General features: G+C 65.6%; 20 protein-coding genes. 16 read left to right on the top strand and 4 right to left on the bottom strand.

Going from position 1 to position 20123, the window contains the following annotated elements; all coding sequences use genetic code 11:
* Nucleotides 1–2 precede the first annotated feature (2 nt).
* From ACZ92H_RS05345 to ACZ92H_RS05330, 4 genes are all read right to left on the bottom strand, one after another.
* A complete protein-coding gene (locus tag ACZ92H_RS05345; protein WP_465048581.1) occupies nucleotides 3–1475 on the bottom strand; it encodes a tetratricopeptide repeat protein in 1473 nt (490 codons plus the stop codon).
* Complete coding sequence (locus ACZ92H_RS05340; RefSeq protein WP_465048580.1) at nucleotides 1472–3451, bottom strand: secretin GspD/PilQ domain-containing protein; 1980 nt, start codon at nucleotides 3449–3451, stop codon at nucleotides 1472–1474. The genes ACZ92H_RS05345 and ACZ92H_RS05340 overlap by 4 nt, the downstream gene beginning before the upstream one ends.
* A 122-nt stretch (nucleotides 3452–3573) precedes the next feature.
* Complete coding sequence (locus tag ACZ92H_RS05335; RefSeq protein ID WP_465048579.1) at nucleotides 3574–5022, bottom strand: ExeA family protein; 1449 nt, start codon at nucleotides 5020–5022, stop codon at nucleotides 3574–3576.
* On the bottom strand, nucleotides 5019–5747 hold the full coding sequence (locus ACZ92H_RS05330; RefSeq protein ID WP_465048578.1) for an ABC transporter ATP-binding protein: 729 nt from the start codon (nucleotides 5745–5747) through the stop codon (nucleotides 5019–5021). The genes ACZ92H_RS05335 and ACZ92H_RS05330 overlap by 4 nt, the downstream gene beginning before the upstream one ends.
* A gap of 206 nt (nucleotides 5748–5953) precedes the next feature.
* Here ACZ92H_RS05330 and ACZ92H_RS05325 point away from each other — a divergent pair, with 206 nt between their 5' ends.
* The 16 genes from ACZ92H_RS05325 to ACZ92H_RS05250 all read left to right on the top strand — a co-directional run bounded on the left by ACZ92H_RS05325 (nucleotide 5954) and on the right by ACZ92H_RS05250 (nucleotide 20119).
* Nucleotides 5954–7657, top strand: coding sequence for a GspE/PulE family protein (locus ACZ92H_RS05325; protein ID WP_131375132.1), 1704 nt, complete (start codon nucleotides 5954–5956; stop codon nucleotides 7655–7657).
* A gap of 1 nt (nucleotide 7658) precedes the next feature.
* On the top strand, nucleotides 7659–8894 hold the full coding sequence (locus tag ACZ92H_RS05320) for a type II secretion system F family protein (protein ID WP_131375134.1): 1236 nt from the start codon (nucleotides 7659–7661) through the stop codon (nucleotides 8892–8894).
* The gene (locus ACZ92H_RS05315; protein ID WP_131375136.1) at nucleotides 8894–9400 is read left to right on the top strand and encodes a type II secretion system protein; all 507 of its coding nucleotides are present in this window, start codon (nucleotides 8894–8896) and stop codon (nucleotides 9398–9400) included. The genes ACZ92H_RS05320 and ACZ92H_RS05315 overlap by 1 nt, the downstream gene beginning before the upstream one ends.
* A gap of 59 nt (nucleotides 9401–9459) precedes the next feature.
* Nucleotides 9460–9939 (top strand): type II secretion system protein, encoded by a 480-nt coding sequence (locus ACZ92H_RS05310; RefSeq protein ID WP_131375138.1) that lies wholly within the window; start codon nucleotides 9460–9462, stop codon nucleotides 9937–9939.
* A 103-nt stretch (nucleotides 9940–10042) separates the two neighbouring features.
* A complete protein-coding gene (locus ACZ92H_RS05305) occupies nucleotides 10043–10639 on the top strand; it encodes a pilus assembly FimT family protein (RefSeq protein ID WP_465048577.1) in 597 nt (198 codons plus the stop codon).
* The gene (locus ACZ92H_RS05300) at nucleotides 10629–11186 is read left to right on the top strand and encodes a type IV pilus modification PilV family protein (protein ID WP_465048576.1); all 558 of its coding nucleotides are present in this window, start codon (nucleotides 10629–10631) and stop codon (nucleotides 11184–11186) included. The genes ACZ92H_RS05305 and ACZ92H_RS05300 overlap by 11 nt, the downstream gene beginning before the upstream one ends.
* Complete coding sequence (locus ACZ92H_RS05295; protein ID WP_465048575.1) at nucleotides 11183–12082, top strand: prepilin-type N-terminal cleavage/methylation domain-containing protein; 900 nt, start codon at nucleotides 11183–11185, stop codon at nucleotides 12080–12082. The genes ACZ92H_RS05300 and ACZ92H_RS05295 overlap by 4 nt, the downstream gene beginning before the upstream one ends.
* Nucleotides 12079–12522, top strand: coding sequence for an agglutinin biogenesis protein MshP (locus tag ACZ92H_RS05290; protein WP_131375146.1), 444 nt, complete (start codon nucleotides 12079–12081; stop codon nucleotides 12520–12522). The genes ACZ92H_RS05295 and ACZ92H_RS05290 overlap by 4 nt, the downstream gene beginning before the upstream one ends.
* 126 nt (nucleotides 12523–12648) lie before the next feature.
* Nucleotides 12649–13596 (top strand): agglutinin biogenesis protein MshI, encoded by a 948-nt coding sequence (locus tag ACZ92H_RS05285; protein ID WP_465048574.1) that lies wholly within the window; start codon nucleotides 12649–12651, stop codon nucleotides 13594–13596.
* The gene (locus tag ACZ92H_RS05280) at nucleotides 13593–14252 is read left to right on the top strand and encodes a PilN domain-containing protein (protein WP_131375150.1); all 660 of its coding nucleotides are present in this window, start codon (nucleotides 13593–13595) and stop codon (nucleotides 14250–14252) included. The genes ACZ92H_RS05285 and ACZ92H_RS05280 overlap by 4 nt, the downstream gene beginning before the upstream one ends.
* A complete protein-coding gene (gene gspM, locus ACZ92H_RS05275; RefSeq protein WP_465048573.1) occupies nucleotides 14252–14941 on the top strand; it encodes a type II secretion system protein M in 690 nt (229 codons plus the stop codon). The genes ACZ92H_RS05280 and gspM overlap by 1 nt, the downstream gene beginning before the upstream one ends.
* The gene (locus ACZ92H_RS05270) at nucleotides 14926–15312 is read left to right on the top strand and encodes an MSHA biogenesis protein MshK (protein WP_131375154.1); all 387 of its coding nucleotides are present in this window, start codon (nucleotides 14926–14928) and stop codon (nucleotides 15310–15312) included. The genes gspM and ACZ92H_RS05270 overlap by 16 nt, the downstream gene beginning before the upstream one ends.
* A 38-nt stretch (nucleotides 15313–15350) precedes the next feature.
* Nucleotides 15351–17111, top strand: coding sequence for a pilus (MSHA type) biogenesis protein MshL (gene mshL, locus ACZ92H_RS05265; RefSeq protein ID WP_131375156.1), 1761 nt, complete (start codon nucleotides 15351–15353; stop codon nucleotides 17109–17111).
* On the top strand, nucleotides 17112–18014 hold the full coding sequence (locus tag ACZ92H_RS05260; RefSeq protein WP_131375158.1) for an ExeA family protein: 903 nt from the start codon (nucleotides 17112–17114) through the stop codon (nucleotides 18012–18014).
* A gap of 17 nt (nucleotides 18015–18031) precedes the next feature.
* Nucleotides 18032–19129 carry a tetratricopeptide repeat protein gene (locus ACZ92H_RS05255; protein WP_465048572.1) on the top strand — a complete coding sequence of 366 codons (1098 nt, stop codon included), beginning with the start codon at nucleotides 18032–18034 and terminating at the stop codon, nucleotides 19127–19129.
* Nucleotides 19130–19201: 72 nt separating this feature from the next.
* Nucleotides 19202–20119: an alpha/beta hydrolase gene (locus ACZ92H_RS05250; RefSeq protein ID WP_131375160.1), complete on the top strand. Its 918-nt coding sequence runs from the start codon at nucleotides 19202–19204 to the stop codon at nucleotides 20117–20119.
* The last annotated feature ends 4 nt before the right edge of the window (nucleotides 20120–20123 follow it).

Genomic DNA, 20123 nt, shown 5'->3' with positions numbered 1-20123 from the left:
GCTTATTCCTGACGGGTAATGATGATGGCCGGATCGCTGCCTGGCGCGGCGGCCGCCGGCATGCCCAGTTCGCGCAGGCGCGCCTGCACCACGGCGCGGTCAAAGGCGGCCGGTGCCGTTTGCGCCAGGGCCAGCGCGCGCTGGTAATAGGTGGCGGCCAGCTTCGGCTGGTTCAGCCGGTCCAGGCCCACGGCCAGGTTGAATGCATAGTCGGGATTGCCGGGCACGGCGCTGTAGGCGCGGAAGAATTGCTGCTGCGCCTCGTTCCAGCGGCGCTGCTTGGCGTACACGTTGCCCAGGGCGAACAGCACGGGGCCGCTGTCGGGCGAACGGGCCAGGATCGCCTTCAATTTCGCTTCGCTTTGCACCACGTCGCCCTGGCGCAGGCCGATCAGGCCGGCCAGCGCCTCGCCATCGTCAGGATTGATTTCCAGCAAACGTACATACAGTGTGGCGGCTTGCGCGCCCTGCTTGTCGCGCAGGGCCACGGCCGCCAGGCCCAGCAGCGCATCGCGGTTATTGGGGTCTTGCTGCAGCACGGCTTCATATTGCTGGCGCGCAGTGCCCAGCTGGCCGCCGTTCAAGGCCTGGTAGGCTTGCTGCACGCCGGGCGCGATTTGCGCTGCGGGCGCGTTGCGCAGCACCTGGATCTGGCTGTTGTCGGGCGCGGCGACGGGCGGCAGGCTGGGCGGCGCCGGTGGCGGCATCTGCGCCAGCTGCGCCGCCACGGCGGCCTGGGCGGCCGCCTGTATCATCGCCTGCTGTTCGGCCGCGCCGGCTTGCTGGCGCGGCGCCGGCTGCAATTCAGGCGGCAGGGCCGCGGGCGCCGGCTCGGGAGCCGCCGCGGCGCCCGCCGTGCCTGCGCCCGGCGCCGCCAGCACCACGATGGAACCGGCGGCGGCAGCCGTGCCCGGCGCATCCGTCAGCGGCATGGGCACGCCGGGCAGGTTGGCGCCCGCGCCGGGGCTGGTGCTGGCGCGCCAGTACCACCAGGCCATGCTGCCGGCCACCAGCAGCAGGATGGCCAGCAGCACGGCCAGGCGCACGGTGGCCGGGTCGATGCTGATCGGGCCGGCCGGGCCTTTCGGCGGCGTGTTGCTGCGGCTGGCGCGGGGCTTGGCCGGCGGCGGCTCGGCACGCGCGCGGGGCGGCTCGGCGCGCTGGCCCGGCTGCGGCCCGGCGGCCTGTGCCGTTGCTGCCTGGGCCGGGCTGGCGTCAGGCGGCGTCGGCAGGGGGGCGGGCGCCGGTGCTGGCGCTGGCGCGATGGCGGGAGCGTCGCCGAGCGGCTCCAGGCTCAGGGTGCTCAGCGTCTGCACGGGGGCCGTGGCTGCGGCGGGACGGGGGGGCATGGCATCGGCCGGCGCCAGTGCCAGCACCTGGTCGTAGGCTTCCGACGGTTTTTCCAGCTCCTCGTCGGGCAGGCTGTTCTGCTTGGCGCGCTCGGCCTTCTTGAGCGCCTGCATCAGCAAGCTCATGGGAAGTCTCCCTGCAGGCGGGCCTGCGGCTGTACCACTGCCGCTGGCGGCCCCTCCGTGTACGGCTGGCTGTTGAGCGGGGCCTGGCCCGGCAGCAGGTAGCGGTAATCGCGGTAGTCGCCGTCGATGCTGGCATCCTTGACGACCACGGGGCGCATGAAGATCACCAGTTCCGTCTTGCTGTTGGCCTCGTTACGGTAGGTAAACAAGTTGCCCACCACTGGCAGGCTGGACAGGCCGGGCACGCCATCCTTGGCATTGTCGATGGAATCCTGCATCAGGCCGCCCATCACGGCGATCTGGCCATTGCCGACCTTCATGATCGATTCCAGTTCGCGCGCCTGGATCACGGGCACGCGGCTCTGCACATTCGCCGTCGCCAGGGCCGGGTTCGGATCCTGCACGTAGCCGACGATGCGCGTGATGGTGGGACGCACGTTCAAGGTCACTTCGTCGCTGTCGGAAATCTGCGGGGTGACGCTCATGACAAAGCCGACGGGCACGGTTTCCAGCTTCGATTCATAGGTGGCCGGCGTGGTGATGGTGCCTGTCGAGCTGATCACGGCGGGCGTGACCTTGATGGTGAAGAAGACATTGTTGTCCACCACCTTCAGCATCGCCGTCTGATTGTTGAGCACGCTGATCTTCGGGCTGGACAGCACTTTCACCTTGCCGAACGATTCGAGCAACTGGATGGTGGTGCTGAAGCTGTCCTTGAGGTAATTGAGCACGAAGATGCCCGGCGTGGCGCCCGGCGTCACGCCCGAGGGCAGCGGCGGGCTGCCCACTTGCTGCTGGCGCAGCTGCAGGCTGCCCGTCAGGCGCGACCAGTTGATGCCTTGCTGGTACTCATTACTCAGGCGCACTTCGATGATGGTCGCCTCGATCAGCACTTGCCGCTTGGCGCTGTGCAGCACCACGTCGAGGAATTCGGCGATTTTCTCGTGCTGGCGCCCCGTGGCGCGCACGGCGATCAGGCCGCCCTCGACATTGACCACCACCGAGGACGGGCTGCCCTTGTTCGCCAGTTTCAGCAAGGGCAGGCCGTTCGCATCGACCGGCTGGGACGGGTTGGCATTCGCATTGCCCTGCTGCTGGCCCGGCGCATACTGGCCGCCGGCCTGCATCGGGGCCAGGGCGCCGTACGCATTGCCGTACTGTCCGCCACCGGCCTGCGGCGACGGATAGCCGCCCTGGCTCTGCTGCCGCCCTTGCTGGCCCGCCTGTCCCTGCTGGCCCTGCGCATTGCCCTGGGCATTCGTCAACTGCTGGTTCAGCTGTGCCAGCGGGTCCACCTGCACGTCGTTGAGCGTGGTTTCGCGCAGCAGGTCGCGGATATTTTTTTCCAGGCTGTACCAGAAATTATTTTCCGAACGATTCACCACCAGGGTCGTCGAATTGTTATTGCCATTGCCGCTGCTGCCCTGGGCATTGCCATTGGGATTGCTGACGCTGTTGCTGCCGCCGCCGGCCGTGGAAATCTGCGTGGCGATATTGACGCTGCTGTTGGTGCTGCGCGCCATGTTGACGTAATCGACCTTGTAATTGCGCCAGACGGGCGCGTCCGGCAGCACCAGCAGATTCTTGCCATCGATTTCGTAGCGCATATCGACTTGCTTGCTGATACGTGCCAGCAATTGCGGCAGGGTCTGGTTTAGCGCGTTCAGGGTCACGCTGCCTTCGATCTGCGGATGGATGTCCACGTTCATGCCGGCGTCGCGCGCCAGCGCAAACAGCAGCGATTGCACGGGCACCTTGTGCACGGTCACGCTATACGTTTCCGCCTGCGCGGCCGGCAGCGGCGCAGGCAGCACGCTGCTCTGCTGTACCGGTTCGGGAATGGCGCCTGCCGGGCGCGGCGCTTCATTCAGGTGACCGGGCGACAAGGGCATTTGATGCGAGGCGCAACCGGCCAGCATGGCGCTGCAGGCGAGGGCGAGGCGAGAGGCCAGCACGGGAATAGGGTGTTGAGTCATGAAAAGTGCGCCCTTGAAGTCGTGTTGTGCTTTAGCAATTTTAACCACCATGATCCTCTAAAAGCAATCGTCTGTGCAGGGCATGGAGGGAATAAAAAGAAATAAAATCAGGGTGTACCACGTCAGCGCATTTCGTGTTCGATGGCATTCATTTCCGTGCGGATATTGTCCATGTTACTCAGCAATAGTTTCTGCGGCGATGTACCTTGCAGCCGCGACCACAGGGCTTCGGCGCTGGCGCGGTCGGCGAAACTGCCATAGACAAACAGCAGGCGCGCGGGGGCACCAGCCGGCACGGCGTCCCGCGTGCCCATGTGCCGGGCTGGCGGCGTCGCGGCAGGCAGGCGGAAGACGTGCAAGTCGCGCAGGCCGATGGCTTGCTGCGCCTGCAGCAGGAACGCTTCGGCGGCGGCCGTGTCGGCGGCTGGCAGGCTGGCAATGTGCACGGTCAGCTGTTGTGCGCCTTGCTGGGCCAGCCAGTGGCGCGATGCCAGCAAGCTGCGATCGAGCAATGGCGTGGGCGGTGGGAGGGGGGGCGTGCCGGCCGCAGTTGTCGCCGCAGTTGTTGACGTGGTCGCGGCCGTTGCGCCGCCGTGCCCGGGCGCCAGCCATTGCCACAGCAGCGTGGCAGCCAGCAACAGCATCAGCGCCACCAGCGCGATGGCCAGCGGCTTGCCCGCATGCCAGGGTGCGGGGCGGAAGGGACTGTCGGCAATGGCCAGGCGCACATGGCGCGCATGGATTTCCTGCGCATCGTCGGCGTAGGCCGCCAGCAGGGCCTTGTCGGCCAGGATGTTTATGCGCCGCACGATGCCCTGCGAGGCGCGCGCCAGCTGGCGCAGGGCGGCCGGCGTGAAGACGAGCGGTGCCATCCGGCCGGCCGCCGCCAGCCGGCATGCCAGGTAGTCGTTCAGCAAGGCGGGCGGCAGGCGCGGTACCGTAAAACTGTGCGTGATGCGCTCCTTTAGCTGGCGCAGCTGGGGCAAGTCCAGGGTGTGCTGCAGTTCCGGCTGGCCGAACAGCACGATTTGCAGCAGCTTGTGGCTGGCCGTTTCCAGGTTTGTCAGCAGGCGCAGCGCTTCCAGGGTGTCGACCGGCATGGCTTGTCCTTCTTCCACCAGCAAGAGCACCTGGCGTCCCGCCGCATGTCTGTTGATGAGTTCAGCATGCAGGGCGCGCAGCACGGCATCGGCGCCATGGCCGGCCAGATCCAGGCCCAGTTCGGCGGCGATGGCGTGCATGACTTCATCGGGTGCCAGGCTGGGATTGAGCAGGTACAGCACATCGACGCGGGGCGGCAGGCGCTCGGCCAGCATGCGGCACAGCATGGTCTTGCCGCTGCCCACTTCCCCCGTCAGCTGAATGATGCCTTCGCCCTGCGTGACGGCGTACAGCAGCGCCGCAAGCAATTCGCCCCGTGTGTTGCCGGGGTAAAAGAAGGCCGGGTCGGGCGTGATGCCGAACGGCGCCGTGCGCAAGCCGAAATGGCGCAGATACATGCCGTGCGGCGACGGCGCGTAGTGATCGCCTGCAGCGCCGGGCGCGCCGCCTGGGCGGGAGGCGGTATTCATGTCGCGATGCAATTGAGGAACGCCTGTTCCAGGCTGGCATCGGGCGCGCCGCCATGCTGCGCGCGGCAGGCGGCGGGCGTGCCGGCAAAGACGATGCGGCCCGCATGCAGGATGGCCATGCGGTCGCACAGCTCTTCCACGTCGGCCAGGGCATGCGCGGTGAGCAGGGCGCCCCGTCCCTGTGCCTGGCATTGCCGCAGCGCCTGCTTGAACTGTGCGCGCGCCTTCGGGTCGAGTCCGCTCATCGGTTCATCGAGCAACAGTTGCCGCTTGCCGGACAGCAGGCAGGCGGCCAGTCCCAGCTTTTGCATCATGCCTTTTGAAAACGTGCGCGCGGGACGGCACAGGGCTTCCGGCGCCAGTTCCAGCGCCGCCAGCACCTGCCGTACCGCCTGTTCGTCATGCGCGACCTTGTGCAGGCGCGCCAGGTAGCGCAGGAAATCGTCGCCCGTCAGGTAGTAGGGTGCCTGGAAGCGTTCGGGCAGGAAGGACAGGGGCAGGCGCGCCGCGCTGAGGCGGTGCGGCTGGCCGAAGATGGCGATGCTGCCCTGTTGCGGCGTGCAAAAGTCCAGCAGGCACTTGAGCAGGGTGGTCTTGCCGGCCCCATTGACGCCCACCAGGCCGAACAGTTCCCCCGCGCGCACCTGCAGGTCGACGCCGCGCAGGACGCGCATGCCGTCCAGCTGTGTATGCACGTTGTGAAACTCGATGGCGCTGGCGTTCATGGGAGACAGTGGGCGAAAAAAACGGTGGACGACCTTCATTATTGCCACGCGCGCGGGTGCCCGGCAAGTGTTTACTTGTACAGTGTTGAAATGCACAAAAATCAAACCTTGGAATATATTTTCTTTAAGAAACAACAGGTTCTGGAATAAAATACTCTCGCGCACCGCTGGCGTGCGCCGTCTGTTGAATTTGTCGAGGAGTAAGCATGGCAAGGCCAGAGAAAGTCCGGCTCGGTGAAATTTTGGTGCAGCAGAAACTGCTGACGGAAGAACAGTTGGGCCAGGCCTTGACGGAGCAGAAGCGCTCCGGGCGCAAGCTGGGACGGGTCTTTGTCGAGCACGGCTTTGTCACGGAAGAGCAGATTTCCGGCGCGCTGGCGCGCCAGCTGGACATTCCCTACATCAACCTGAAGTTTTTCAACATCAATCCCGAGCTGGTGCGGCTGCTGCCGGAAACCCAGGCGCGGCGCTTCCGCGCCCTGGTGCTGGAAGACCGCCGCGAGGGTTTGCTGGTTGGCATGTCCGATCCGACCGACCTGTTCGCCTACGACGAGATCTCGCGCCTGGTCAAGCGCCAGATCGAACTGGCCGTCGTCAACGAGACGGAAGTGCTGGCCGCCATCGACCGCATCTACCGCCGCACGGAAGATATTTCCACCCTGACGCGCGAGCTGGAGCAGGACCTGGGCGACGTGTCCGTCGACTTCGGCGCCCTGGCCGTCAATCCGGGCCTGGAAGAGGCGCCCATCGTCAAGCTGCTGCAATCCGTGTTTGAGGATGCCACGCAGGTGCGCGCTTCCGACATCCACATCGAGCCGCAGGAAGGCCGGCTGCAGATCCGCTTCCGCATCGACGGCGTGCTGCACCTGCAGACGGAAGCGGACAGCAAGATCGCCAGCTCGCTGGCGCTGCGGTTGAAGCTGATGTCGGACCTGGATATTTCCGAGAAGCGCCTGCCGCAGGATGGCCGCTTCGCCATCCGCGTGAAAAACCAGCGCATCGACGTGCGTATCTCCACCATGCCGACCCAGTACGGCGAATCGGTGGTGATGCGGCTGCTGAACCAGGGCGGCACCACCTTGCGTCTGGACGCCATCGGCATGCCGCCGGCGCTGGTGGAGCAGTTCCGCGCCATCGTCAGCCGCCCGAACGGCCTCGTGCTGGTGACGGGACCGACGGGCAGCGGCAAGACGACGACCCTGTATTGCGCCCTGGCCGAACTGAACTCCGTGGAAAAAAAGCTCATCACGGTGGAAGACCCCGTCGAGTACCGCTTGCCTGGCATCAACCAGGTGCAAGTCAACGACAAGATCGAGCTGAACTTTGCCAGGGTGCTGCGTTCGGCCCTGCGGCAGGATCCCGACATCGTGCTCGTCGGCGAAATGCGCGACCAGGAAACGGCGCAGATCGGCTTGCGCGCCGCCATGACGGGCCATCTGGTGCTGTCGACCCTGCACACCAACGACGCCATCAGCACGCCGCTGCGCCTGATGGACATGGGCGTGCCCCGCTACATGGTGGGCAGCTCGCTGCAAGCCGTGCTGGCGCAGCGCCTCGTGCGCGTGATCTGCGAAAGCTGCAGCACGCCGTATGCGCCCACGCCGAACGAATACGAATGGCTGCGCCTGGAACTGGGCGAGCTGGTCGAGCGCAACCAGTATTTCCACGGCAAGGGCTGCTCGCACTGCAATGGCATGGGCTACCGGGGCCGCACGGGCGTGTACGAGTTGCTGGAAATTACGCGCGCCGTGGCCGACGCCGCCAACCATGCCGATCCGTCCCACTTCATGAAGGTGGCGACGGCGCAGATGGCGGGCGAAACCTTGCGCCGCCACGCCGTGCAGCTGGTGGTTGCCGGCCGCACGACGGTGATGGAAGCGATGCGCATCAGCAACCAGAGCGAGGATTGAGGTGCCGTTCTTCGCTTACAAGGCACGCAATGCCAACGGTGAACTGCTGACCGGCGTGATGGAAGGCGCCGACAGCGGCGCCGTGGCCGACCAGTTGATGGCGGGCGGCATCACCCCCGTCGATATCAGCGTTACCAGGCAGACGGTGACGGGGGCCGGTGCCAGCACCTTGAACTGGTGGGACAAGCTGACGGAGAAAAAAGTCACGCCCATGGACGTGCAGCTGTTCAGCCGCCAGCTGTACACCCTGCTGAAGGCGGGCGTGCCCATCATGCGCGGCCTGGCCGGCTTGCAGGAGTCCGCCATCAGCCCCGCCTTTGGCCGCATCATCAAGGACGTGCGCGAGTCGCTCGATGCGGGGCGCGAATTGTCGGCCGCCATGGCGCGCCACCCGGCCGTTTTCACGCCGTTCTATCTGTCGATGGTGCGCGTGGGCGAAATGACGGGGCGCCTCGACGAGGTCTTCCTGCGCCTGTTCGACCACCTGGAATTCGACCGCGACATGCGTTCGCGCGTGAAAACGGCGACGCGCTATCCGACCTTCGTCGTCATCGCCATGCTGGCGGCGATGATCATCGTCAACATCTTCGTCATTCCCCAGTTCGAGAAAGTGTTTGCCAGCTTTCATGCGGAATTGCCGCTGATGACGCGCATCCTGATCGCGACCTCGCGGTTCACCGTCGAGTACTGGCCCATCCTGCTGCTGGCGGGCGCGGGCGGCTTTTTCGGCTGGCGCGCCTGGCTGCGCACGAAAGAGGGCCTGTACAAGTGGGACCGCGCCAAGCTGCGCCTGCCCATCGCCGGCAAGATCATCCTGAAGGGCACCATGGCCCGCTTCGCCCGCAGCTTTGCGCTGTCAAGCACCAGCGGCGTGCCCATCGTGCAGGCGCTGACGGTGGTGTCGCAAACGGTCGACAACACCTACCTGAGCGCGCGCGTCGAGCAGATGCGCGATGGCGTCGAGCGCGGCGAAAGCATCTTGCGCACCTCGGTGGCAGCCAATGTGTTTACGCCCGTGGTGCTGCAGATGATCGCCGTGGGCGAGGAATCGGGCTCGCTCGACGACCTGATGGACGAGATCGCGGACATGTACGAGCGCGAAGTCGATTACGAACTCAAGACCCTGTCGGCGCAGATCGAGCCCATTCTCATCGTCTTCCTCGGCGCCATGGTGCTGGTGCTGGCGCTGGGCATCTTCCTGCCGATCTGGGACCTGGGCCGGGCGGCCCTGCACTGATGGCGCCACCCGTCCGCCAGCGCGGCTTTACCCTGTTCGAGCTGGCGGTGGTGGCGGCCGTGTTCGCCATCCTGGTGACGGTGTTGCTGAGCCGCGTGAGCGACTACCAGCAGCAGGCGCAGCGGGTGGCCATGGCGCAGACCCTGGGCGCCTTGCGCACCAGTTTGCGGGTCCAGGTGCTGCACCTGTACCTGGCGGGCCAGCGCACCGAGATCGCGGCGCTGGCGCGGCAGAATCCCTTCGACTGGCTGGCCGACAAGCCGGCCAATTACCTGGGCGAGTTCGCGCAGCCGGAGCTCGATAAATTACCTGCGGGGAACTGGTTGTACGACAAAACAGAGCAAAAAATCATTTATTTGTTAAGTGAAGGCAATATTTTTCCTGCTACGAAGGTTGATGTGGTGAAATTTAAGGTAATCTTGCCGGGTGCGGACGCCGAGATTGAAAAGCTCGCCCAGGAGCCCGATATCGTGGCGTGGAAATCGCCGGACCCGGCAGCAAACTGAGTGCGGCGCAGCGGAAGTTTCAAGTTTTTGATGTTTTTAATTGATTTTGGAGAGTTGGTATGAACAAATCCTTACGTAGTCTGAAGAGCGGCGCCCAGGCGGGTTTCACCCTGATCGAATTGATCGTTGTCATCGTTATCCTGGGCATCCTGGCGGCGACGGCCATTCCTAAATTCATCGACATGTCGACCGATGCGCGCGTGGCCAAGATGCAGGCGGCCGCTGGCGCCGTCAAGGCGGGTGCGGCGCTGTACCACGCGCAATACCTGGTCAATGGCGACCCGACCAAGGCAGTCGTGATGGAAGGCAAGACAATCAAGGATGCGTTTGGCTACCCCGCTGCCAGTGCGGATGGCATTCAGGAAGCCGCTGGCTTGTCGGTCGATGACTACAACATCACCTTTGCCGGTTCCGTCATGACCGTCGCGGTGGACAAAGCCAGTACCCGCGCCAGCTGCTCGGTGGTGTACACGGCACCTGCCGCAGCGGGCGGAGCGCCTGTTATCGCAGTAAATGCAACCGCAGGCACTTGCGGTTAAGCTTGTAACCCCCTGCAAGGAACGCCAGGCAGCGCCGGCCTTCCTTGCGCGTCCCCAGCCCAACCCCAGGCTTTGCCAGTTGGGCTTTTTTACGGGCCATCCATTGCCACAGCCACCGACCGTTTTCCCGCACTCCGACGCAGCGCCGCCAGGCTGGCCGCGGCGCCGTGGCGCGCGCGGCTTCACCCTCATCGAGCTGGTGGCCGTGCTGGTGATCGCTGGCTTGCTGGCCACGTTTGCCGCCTCCCGGTTTTTCCAGCGCGCCACCTTTGATGCACGCAGTTTCAGCGACCAGGTGGCCAATATCGTGCGCTACGGGCAAAAACTGGCAATCGCGCAAAACCGTTCCGTATTTGTCCTCGTCAATGCCGACCGGGTGGCCTTGTGCTTTACAGCCGCCTGCGATTCGGCGGCCAGCCGGGTGCTGCCGCCTGCGGGCAGCAACAGTGGCCGCAAGGAAACGCTGGCCTCCTGCGCCGGCCAAACCGCCTGGCTGTGCGAAGGCCGCCCGGCCAGCGTGGCCCTGCCGAACGGCGCGGCCATCGGCGGCTTTTATTTCGACGCGCTGGGCAAGCCGTATGCCTTGACCGATGTGTTTCCGGCGGCATCGACTTTCCCCGCGCGGCTGGCCATCACCGTACGAGGCGACGGCACCTCGCGCAGCGTGACGGTGGAAGGGGAGACCGGCTATGTGTATTAGCGCGCGGCGGCGCCAGCGCGGCGTGAGCCTGATCGAGCTGGTGCTGTTCATCGTCATCGTCGGCGTGGCGTCGGCCGCCATCCTGGGCGTGATGAGCATGACGACGCAGCGCAGCGCCGATCCGCAGCTGCGCAAGCAGGCGCTGGCCATCGCCGAAGGCATGCTGGAAGAAATCGAACTGGCGCGCTTTACCTATTGCGATCCGCAAGACCCCGCCGCCGCGACGGCCGCCAGCGTGGCCGACTGCGCGATCCCGGAAGGGCCGGGCCAGGAGGCTGGCGGCGTGGGGCGGCCTTTTGATAATGTCAACGATTATGTGAAAGCCTATGGCGAGGAGCTCAAGTACGCGACGGATGCGGCGGGTGTCGCTTTTCCGTCCGGCTATGCAAGCGGCGTAACCATCCGCCCCGTGACCACACTGCAAGCCTATCCCTCTTCGCCCGCGCTCGTCGGCTTGCGCATTACGGTCGCGGTGAGCTATGGCGACAAGCAGCAGGTCGTGCTCGATGGCTACCGCACGCGCTACGCACCGAACAATATCCCATGAAGACCACTCCCATGCAGTTGCGCAGGCGCGGCTTTACCCTGGTGGAGATGGTCATCGTGATCGTCATCACGGGCATCATCGGCACCATGGTCGCCGTCTTCATCCGCGTGCCCGTGCAGGGCTATGTGGACGTCACGGCGCGCGCGGCGCTGGCCGACACGGCCGATACGGCCACGCGCCGGCTGACGCGCGACGTGCGCCTGGCCCTGCCCAACAGCGTGCGCGTGTCGGCCGATGGCCTGTACCTGGAGCTGCTGCTGACCAGGACAGGCGGGCGCTATCTGAGCGAGAGCGATCCGCCGGGCCTGGGCAACGTGCTGAGCTTTACCGCCGTGCCGAATCCGCCGGCACCGTTCAGTTTTACCCTCGTCGGCGCCGCGCCGGCCGATACGCTGGGCACGCGCCAGGCCATCCGGGTGGGCGACCAGGTCGTCGTCTATAACCTGGGCACGGCGTACACGGCGAACGACGCCTATGCCTGCAGTGCCGCGACGGGCTGCAACCGCGCGAGCGTGAGCGGCGTGGCCGGCAACGAGGTCACGCTGGCCAGCAATCCGTTTGCCACGGACCCGGCCCCGCTGCCATCGCCATCAAACCGTTTTCAGGTGATAACGATGCCCGTCACCTATGCCTGCAACCTGGGCACGGGCAGCCTGACCCGCTATGCGGGCTATGCCATCCAGTCCGTCCAGCCGGCCGCTGCGGGCACGGCGCCCCTGTTGGCGGCGAATGGGGCCTTGCTGGCGCGCCAGGTGGCCGCCTGCCGTTTCAGCTACAGCATCCTGGACAATGTGCAGCGCGGCCTGGTGAGTGTCGACCTGAGCCTGGGCGTGGCGGGCAGCAACACGGGGATCGTGCGCCTGGTGCAGCAGGTGCAGGCAAGGAATACGCCATGAAGCATCGCTTGCCAACCGCCGGCCGGCTGCGCCGCATGCGCGGCTTCAGCCTGGTCACGGCCATTTTCCTGCTGGTGGTACTGGCCGCGCTGGCCGCCGTGATGGTGAATATCTCCACTTTCCAGCAAACGGAGTCGGTTCTGGACGTGCAGGGCGCGCGCGCCGAGCAGGCCGCGCGCGCGGGCCTCGAGTGGGGCGTGTACCGGCAGCTGATCGATGGGCAGTGCGATCCGGGCGCCACGTTTGCCTTGCCTGCCGGTACCTCGCTGTCCACGTTTACCGTCAATGTGCAGTGCGCGCTGGTCACCGGTCCCGGTACCTTGCGCACCTGGACCATCACGGCCACCGCGTGCAACCGGCCAGGGGCCGCAGGGTGTCCGAATCCGCAGAACAATGCCGATTATGTGCAACGCCGCTTGCAGGCGGTGCTCGCAAATTGAGGGGCGTGGAGAAAAGCATCGCTAATTTGTTGTTTATGCACAATAAATTGGTTTCATGAATTAAAATTGGTTTGATGCATTATCTGCGCGGCAAGATCGGGCAGGCACTTACACTGGATAGTTCGCATGGGTTTATTCGCAAGAGCAAAGAAAGACGATGGCTGGATGGCGACGGCATTTGGCCGCGAAGGTGTCAGCGCTGTCGTTGTCGAGCGTCCCGCCGACGGCATGCCGCGCGTGCTGGGCGCCAGCTACCAGGCGGCGGCACGGCCCGCGCCGGTCGAGGCGCTGGAAAAGCTGGGCAAGGAATTGCAAGCGGCGTCGCGCCACTGCACCACCGTGCTGGCCGGCGGCGAATACCAGCTGCTGTCGCTGGAAGCGCCAGCCGTGCCGCGTGAAGAACTCAAGACGGCCGTGGGCTGGCGCCTGAAGGACATGCTGGACTTCCCCCTGGCCGAGGCCACCATCGACGTGTTCGATATCCCTGGCGACCCGAACGGCACCCAGCGCGGCAGCAGCGTGTTTGCCGTGGCCGCGCGCAACAACGCCGTGTCGCGGCGCCAGGCGCTGTATGCCGAATGCAAGATCGGCCTGTCCGTGATCGATATTCCCGAGATGGCGCAACGCAATATCGCCACCTTGCTGGAAACCCCGGGGCGCGGCATCGCCGTGCTCTCCTTTGACGGCGATGGCGGCTTGCTGACGATCAGCTTCAACGGCGAGCTGTACCAGGCGCGGCGCATTGACGTGAGCCTGGCGCAATTGCAGTCGCCCGACGCCAGCCAATACTACGACCGCGTCACCCTGGAGTTGCAGCGCTCGTTCGACCACTTCGACCGCCAATTCCACTTCATTTCCCTGGCGCGCCTGATGCTGATGACGGACGGCACCGATGGCTTGCACGCCTACCTTGCCGACAACCTGTACATGCCGGTCGAGCGTCTCGACCTGGCCAGCGTGCTGGACTTTTCCCAGCTCGCCGAATTGCGCGAACCGGCCATGCAGGCGCGCTATTTCCTGGCCATCGGCGCGGCCTTGCGCGAGCAGGGCAAGAGCGAAGGGAAGGGCGCATGAGCCAGCAGATCAATCTGTTCAACCCCCAGTTTGAACCGCAAACCCACCATATGTCGGCGCGCACGGCCGGCCTGGCCCTGGGCGGGCTGGCGCTGGGCTTGCTGGTCTTGAGCGTGCTGGGCACGCGTTCGATGACGGAACTGGCACAGCGGGAGGCCGGTGTCGCGGCGGCGCTGGCGCAGCTCGAAGCCAAGCGCGACCAGACTGCGCGCGATTTTCCGCCGCACAAGAAAGATCCGGCCCTGGCACAGGAGCTGGCGGCCGCCGAAGCGCAGCGCCAACTGCTGCAGGACGCCTCGGCCGTGCTGGCCAGCGGCGAGCTGGGCAATACACGCGGCTACGCCGAGTATTTCCGCGCGCTGGCGCAGGCGAGGGTGGAAGGCGTCTGGCTGACGGGCGTGGATATCGCCGGCGCCGGCAATGCCATCGGCTTGCAGGGCCGCGCCTTGCATGCCTCGCTGTTGCCGGCCTACATCAGCCGCCTGGGCCGGCAGGAAGTATTGAAGGGCAAGACCTTCGCCAGCCTCGACATCGGTCCGCCGCCCCAGGCCGCCGTAGCCGAAGGCAAGGCGCCGGGCGTGCCCTATGTGGCATTCAGCCTGCAATCGTCGAACCAGCCCGCGCCAGCGGCCGCGTCAGCGGGAGGGGTACGCTGATGCTGCCCCTGCTGAAAAAATGGGCCGCCGCCTTCGATGCCCTCAGCCTGCGCGAGCGGCTGATGGTCTTTGGCGCCGGTGCCGCCGCCGTGCTGTTCGTGTTTTATTTCATGAGCTTTAATCCCTTGCTGGCGAAACGCGCGGCGCTCGCGGCGAGCATTTCACAGAAGCAAAACCTGCTGACGGCGACGAACAAGGAAATCGAGCTGATCATGCTGGCCCACGCTGCCGATCCGGACCGCGACGCGCGTGCGCGCCTGGCGGCGATCCTGGCCGAAACGCAAGCCCTGAAGCAGGAACTGCGACAACAGCAGCATGGCCTGGTGGCGCCCGAGCGCATGGTCACGCTGCTCGAACACTTGCTGCGGCGGCATGCCGGCCTGCGCGTGGTTGCGCTGAAAACTTTACCGAGCAGCACCGTCGGTGAAGGCCGGACAACGGACAGCGATAGCGCCAAGGGCAAGGCCGAGGCCGCCGGCGGGCCCGCCGCCGTGCTGCACCGGCATGGCGTGGAGGTGGTGCTGCAGGGCAGCTATGCGGACATGGTGCAATACATGCAGGCCCTGCAAGCGATGCCGACGCGGGTGTTCTGGGGCAAGGCCCAGCTCGCTGCAGACACGTATCCGGGCGCGACGCTGACCCTGACTTTATATACTCTGAGCATGGACGACACATGGATCGCACTCTGACCCCAGCGCTGGCGGCCCTTTTTGCGCTGGGCCTGGCCGGGCCGGGCGCGCAGGCGCAGGCGCTGGACGACCCTACGCGTCCGCCAGCCGCCCTGTGGGCGCCCGCCAGCGCGGTGCCCGTTGGCCCGGCGCGGCCGCAACTGCAATCGGTGCTCATTTCCAACAAGCCGGGCGGGCGCCGCGTGGCCGTCATCGATGGCCAGGTGGTCAGGGTCGGCAGCAAGGTGGGCGATGCCGTGGTGACGGACATCCGCGACACGGCCGTGCTATTGCGGCGTGGGAAAACGCTGGAAACCTTCACGCTGTACCCGGACAGCAAGACCGACAATCAGTCCAAGGCCGGTTCCAGGACCGGTCGCAAGCAGGAGTAGACGAAGTGGCCAAGCAATTCAATCAACACAAGGCGAGCATGTTCAAGATCAGTACGATGGCGGCGGTTATCGGCGTCAGCCTGGGCCTGGGCGGCTGCAATGTCGCGCCCGTCAAGCGCGATACCTACAATGCCATTAGCGATGCCGTGAAAGGCGCGGCGGCCACCACCACTCCGGCCAGCCAGCCCGATGCCGTGGAAGCGGCGCTGCTGCCGCCCGTGGCGGCCCTGGCGCAGCAATTGCCGAAGGCCCGCGCCGCGCTCGACGAGCGTTTCAACGTGGCCTTCAACAATGTGCCGGCGCGCCAGTTCTTCACTTCCATCGTGGCGGGCACGCGCTACAACATGCTGGTCCACCCTGACATCGGCGGCACGATTTCCGCGAACCTGAAGGATGTGACCCTGTTCCAGGCGCTCGACGCCGTGCGCGAACTGTATGGCTACGACTACAAGGTCGAGGGCACGCAGATCTACATCAAGCCCCTGACCATGCAGACGCGGATGTTCCACGTCAATTACCTGACGGGCGCGCGCAAGGGCACGTCGAACCTGCGCGTCTCGTCGACCTCGGTTTCCTCCGTGGGCGCAACCACGTCGGGCGGCACGGGCGGCAGTGGCAGCAACAACAATAACAGCACGCAAAACCCGGGCGGCCTGGTGCCCGGCGAAGACAGCAGCAACCTGACCACCACCTCGAACGCGGATTTCTGGCGTGAACTGAAGCTGTCGCTGGAAGCCATCGTCGGCGGCACCGAAGGGGGGCGCCAGGTGGTGCTCAGCCCGCAATCGGGCGTGATCGTCATCCGCGCCATGCCGGAAGAGTTGCGCAATGTCGACATGTATTTGAAGGCCACGCAGCTGTCCGTTGACCGCCAGGTGATCCTGGAAGCGAAAATCCTCGAAGTCGAGCTCAACAACAACACGCAGACGGGCATCAACTGGGCGTCGTTTGCCTCGATCAAGAGCGGCCACACGAACCGCGTCTCCACCGGCTTCATCCAGCCGGGCGGCACCCTGGCGCCGCTGCCGTTCAACGGCGGCCAGCCGCCCAACATGACGAATGGCAGCGGCCTGACGGCCAGCAGCGGCTTCGGCCTCAGTTCGGCGGCGAACTCGGCCGGTTCCATGTTCGGCCTGGCGTTCCAGACGGCGAACTTTGCCGCCATGATTTCCTTCCTGGAGTCGCAAGGCTCCGTGCACGTGCTGTCGAGCCCGCGCATCGCCACCATGAACAACCAGAAGGCCGTGCTGAAGATCGGCACGGACGAGTTTTACGTGACGGGCGTGTCAACCACCACGAACACGACGGCCAGCGGCGCCACCACCAGTCCGAACGTCACCTTGCAACCCTTCTTTTCCGGCGTGGTGCTGGACGTGACGCCGCAGATCGATGCGGACGGCAACATCATCCTGCACGTGCACCCGTCCGTCAGCCAGGTGTCGACCATCAGCAAGGAGATCGACCTGGGCAGTGCCGGTTCGCTGAAGCTGCCGCTGGCCGCTTCCAGCACGTCCGAGATGGACAGCATGGTGCGCAGCCAGGATGGGCGCATCGTCGCCATCGGCGGCCTGATGCGCCAGGCCACGACGGCGGACCGCTCGCAAGTGCCGGGCGCGGGCGACATTCCCGTGCTGGGCGCGCTGTTCCGCAACACGGGGCAGGTGATCCAGAAGCGCGAACTGGTGGTATTGATCAAGCCGACCATCGTCGATGGCGCGAATAGCTGGAACGAGGACTTGCTCGATTCTGGCAAGCGCATCGAGGCGCTCGACCCGCGCCGTCCGTCGGAGCGGCGCTAAATGTACCAGGCCCATTTCGGCTTGCGCGAGGCGCCGTTCGGCCTCACGCCCGATACCAGTTTCTTTTTCAATGGCCCGCAATCGCAAAAGGCGCTCAACACCCTGCTGGTGGCGGCGCGCAACGGCGAGGGCTTCATCAAGATCACTGGCGAAGTGGGGACGGGCAAGACTTTTTTGTGCCGCAAGTTCATGCAGTCGCTGGGGCCGGAGTTCGTGACCGCCTACATCCCGAATCCGAACCTGCCGCCGCGTTCCCTGATCCTGGCCCTGGCCGAGGACCTCGATGTCTTGCTGGAAAAGGATATTGAGCAGCACCAGCTGCTGCGCGCCATCAACCTGCGCCTGCTGAACCTGGCGGCGCAAGGCAAGCGCGTGCTGCTGTGCCTGGACGAGGCGCAGGCGATTCCCGTCGACAGCCTGGAAGCGCTGCGGCTGCTGACGAACCTGGAAACGGAAAAGCGCAAGCTGCTGCAGATCGTGCTGTTTGGCCAGCCGGAGCTGGACGTCAAGCTGGCCCTGCCGGAAATCCGCCAGCTGGCGCAACGCATCACCTTCCACTATCACCTGGGGCCGCTCTCGCGCGACGACGTGGAGTTTTATGTGGCGCACCGCCTGCGCGTGGCCGGTTTTGACGGCGCGCGCCTGTTCAGCCGCAGCGGCGTGGCGCGCCTGTACAAGGCTTCCGGCGGCATTCCGCGGCTGATCAACATCATGGCGCACAAGGCCCTGATGGCGGCGTATGGCGAAGGACGGCAGCAGGTCAGCGGCCGCCACGTGGCGCTGGCCGCCAGCGATACCCTGGCCAGCAAGCGGCGCTTCTGGACGCGCCCATGGCCGTGGCTGGCCGGCGCCGGCGTGCTGGCCGCCGCCTGTGGCGTGAGCTGGACTTTATTGAACCGATGACGAAGATGAGCCTGTAGATGAGCCTGATTAACAAGATGTTGCAAGACCTCGATGCCCGCGGCACGGCGGACGGACGCGCCGACGCCGGCGGCATCCGCTCCGTGCCGGAACGCGAGCGGGGCATCTCGCGCGCGCTGGTCTTCGGCGGCGCGGCCGGCTTGACGGCGGCCGCCATCGCGCTGGGCTGGGTATATTGGAAGCGTCCGGCCGTGCCGCCCGTGCTGGTCAGCGTGGCCAGTACGCCGCTGGTTCCCGCCACCGTTCCTGCGGCGCCACCTGCGCCGGTCGTGGCGGAGCCTGCACCCGTGCCAGTCCCTGCGCCGGCAGAGCCGGTCGCCGCGCCTGCTGCGGCGTCCGCGGAACAGGCCGGGCCGCCAGTCAAGGCGAAGGCCAGGGCGCCAGCCGCTATTGGTGACATGGAAATGCGCCGCATCACGGGCAGTGCCGCCAAGCCCTACGCGGCGCCTGCGGTAAAGGCGGCGGCGCCCGCCGTCGGCGAACGCATTGTCGACGGCAAGCAAGTCACGCCGCAGCAGCGCGTGGAGAATGAATACCGGCGCGCGCTGGCCCAGTTGCAGGAGGGCCGCGTGTCCGAGGCGATGGCCGGTTTGTTGCAGACCCTGCAGCTGGACCCGCGCCACCAGGGCGCGCGCGAAACCCTGGTGCGCCTGCTGTTAGAAGCGCAGCGTCCCGACGAGGCTGCCCGCCAGTTGCAGCTGAGCCTGGCGCTGGACCCGAAACAGCCGGCGCAGGCCATGATGCTGGCCCGCCTGCAGCTGGATAAAGCCAACGGCGGACCGGCGGCGCTCGACACCCTGACGCGCAGCCTGCCATACGCCGCCGACAACGGCGACTACCGCGCCTTCCTGGCCGGCGTGCTGCAGCGCGAACAGCGCTACCGCGAAGCGGCCGAGCAATACCAGCTGGCCCTGCAGACGGCGCCCGACAACAGCGTCTGGTGGATGGGCCTGGGGATCGCCTTGCAAGCCGACAACCACCCGGCCCAGGCGCGCCAGGCGTTCGAGCGGGCCAAGGGCTTGCAAACCCTGTCGCCGCCACTGCAGGCCTTTGTCGAGCGCAAGCTGGTGCAGCTGGCGGCGGCAGCGGCGAAGTAGGCGCCACCGGCGCATTGCCCGGTCTTGCATGCGCATGCCGGGCTGCCATCACCACGACATGGAGAGCACCGTTTGAAATCCCGTAATTTGAAAACCCTTGGCCTGCTGCTTGCATTGTGCGGCCTGCTCAACAGCGCACTTGCCGCCCCCGCCAGCGCGCCTGCCGGCTACGTCCTTGAGAATACGGAAGTGCGCGATATCCGCGCGCAGGCCCTGAAGCGCGACTACCAGCTGTATGTCGCCTTGCCCGATTCCTATCGGCAGGGCAATAAACGCTATCCGGTGCTGTTCGTCACCGACGCCAATTATGCGTTTCCCGTCGTGCGCAATATTGCGCAGCGCCTGAACAAGCATGCGGGCATGGAAGAAGTCATCGTGGTGGGATTGTCGTATGCGAATGGCGATGGCGGCGTGTACAGCCGGCGCCGCGATTACACGCCCACCACACCGCGCAAGCATGATTACCGCTCGGACATGCCGGGACGGCAAGCGGCGTTCGGCGAAGCGAAGGCGTATGGCCAGTTCATCTCGGGCGAGGTCTTCCCTTTTATTTCGCAGCATTACCGCGTGAACATGCAGCGCAAGGTGTTTATCGGCCACTCCTATGGCAGCCTGCTGGGCCTGCAATTCCTGCTGACGGAACCGCGCACCTTCGAGCATTACATCCTCGGCAGTCCTTCGCTGTGGTACGACGCGGGCGTGATGTTCGACCGCGAGCAGGCGTATGCCGCCAGCCACAAGGACCTGCCCGCATCCGTCTTCTTCGGCATCGGCGGCCGGGAAAAGCTGGCGGCGGGCAAGAAACGCTCGCGCTTGGAAGACGAGGCCGACATGCTGGCCGACTTGCGCGAATTCGATGGAAAGTTGAAATCGCGCAAGTTCCCCGGCCTGAAGACGCGCTTGCGGGTCTTCGAGGATGAAGATCACGCGAGCGTGTTTCCTTTCGTGCTCACGCATGGACTGCGCGCATACTTGACGTCCGCAAAATGAAGGT

The organism is Janthinobacterium foliorum (genome assembly GCF_978021625.1).
Note: the sequence above shows the minus strand (reverse complement) of the source record. Positions and strands in the feature narration are given on the sequence as shown.

Coding starts and splice junctions, on each gene's coding strand:
- ACZ92H_RS05340 (WP_465048580.1), bottom strand. CDS start 3,451: ATGACTCAACACCCTATTCCCGTGCTGGCCTCTCGCCTCGCCCTCGCC.
- ACZ92H_RS05280 (WP_131375150.1), top strand. CDS start 13,593: ATGAGCCAGCAGATCAATCTGTTCAACCCCCAGTTTGAACCGCAAACC.
- gspM (WP_465048573.1), top strand. CDS start 14,252: ATGCTGCCCCTGCTGAAAAAATGGGCCGCCGCCTTCGATGCCCTCAGC.
- ACZ92H_RS05310 (WP_131375138.1), top strand. CDS start 9,460: ATGAACAAATCCTTACGTAGTCTGAAGAGCGGCGCCCAGGCGGGTTTC.
- ACZ92H_RS05260 (WP_131375158.1), top strand. CDS start 17,112: ATGTACCAGGCCCATTTCGGCTTGCGCGAGGCGCCGTTCGGCCTCACG.
- ACZ92H_RS05285 (WP_465048574.1), top strand. CDS start 12,649: ATGGGTTTATTCGCAAGAGCAAAGAAAGACGATGGCTGGATGGCGACG.
- ACZ92H_RS05270 (WP_131375154.1), top strand. CDS start 14,926: ATGGATCGCACTCTGACCCCAGCGCTGGCGGCCCTTTTTGCGCTGGGC.
- ACZ92H_RS05300 (WP_465048576.1), top strand. CDS start 10,629: ATGTGTATTAGCGCGCGGCGGCGCCAGCGCGGCGTGAGCCTGATCGAG.
- ACZ92H_RS05335 (WP_465048579.1), bottom strand. CDS start 5,022: ATGAATACCGCCTCCCGCCCAGGCGGCGCGCCCGGCGCTGCAGGCGAT.
- ACZ92H_RS05315 (WP_131375136.1), top strand. CDS start 8,894: ATGGCGCCACCCGTCCGCCAGCGCGGCTTTACCCTGTTCGAGCTGGCG.
- mshL (WP_131375156.1), top strand. CDS start 15,351: ATGTTCAAGATCAGTACGATGGCGGCGGTTATCGGCGTCAGCCTGGGC.
- ACZ92H_RS05295 (WP_465048575.1), top strand. CDS start 11,183: ATGAAGACCACTCCCATGCAGTTGCGCAGGCGCGGCTTTACCCTGGTG.
- ACZ92H_RS05330 (WP_465048578.1), bottom strand. CDS start 5,747: ATGAACGCCAGCGCCATCGAGTTTCACAACGTGCATACACAGCTGGAC.
- ACZ92H_RS05290 (WP_131375146.1), top strand. CDS start 12,079: ATGAAGCATCGCTTGCCAACCGCCGGCCGGCTGCGCCGCATGCGCGGC.
- ACZ92H_RS05255 (WP_465048572.1), top strand. CDS start 18,032: ATGAGCCTGATTAACAAGATGTTGCAAGACCTCGATGCCCGCGGCACG.
- ACZ92H_RS05345 (WP_465048581.1), bottom strand. CDS start 1,475: ATGAGCTTGCTGATGCAGGCGCTCAAGAAGGCCGAGCGCGCCAAGCAG.
- ACZ92H_RS05325 (WP_131375132.1), top strand. CDS start 5,954: ATGGCAAGGCCAGAGAAAGTCCGGCTCGGTGAAATTTTGGTGCAGCAG.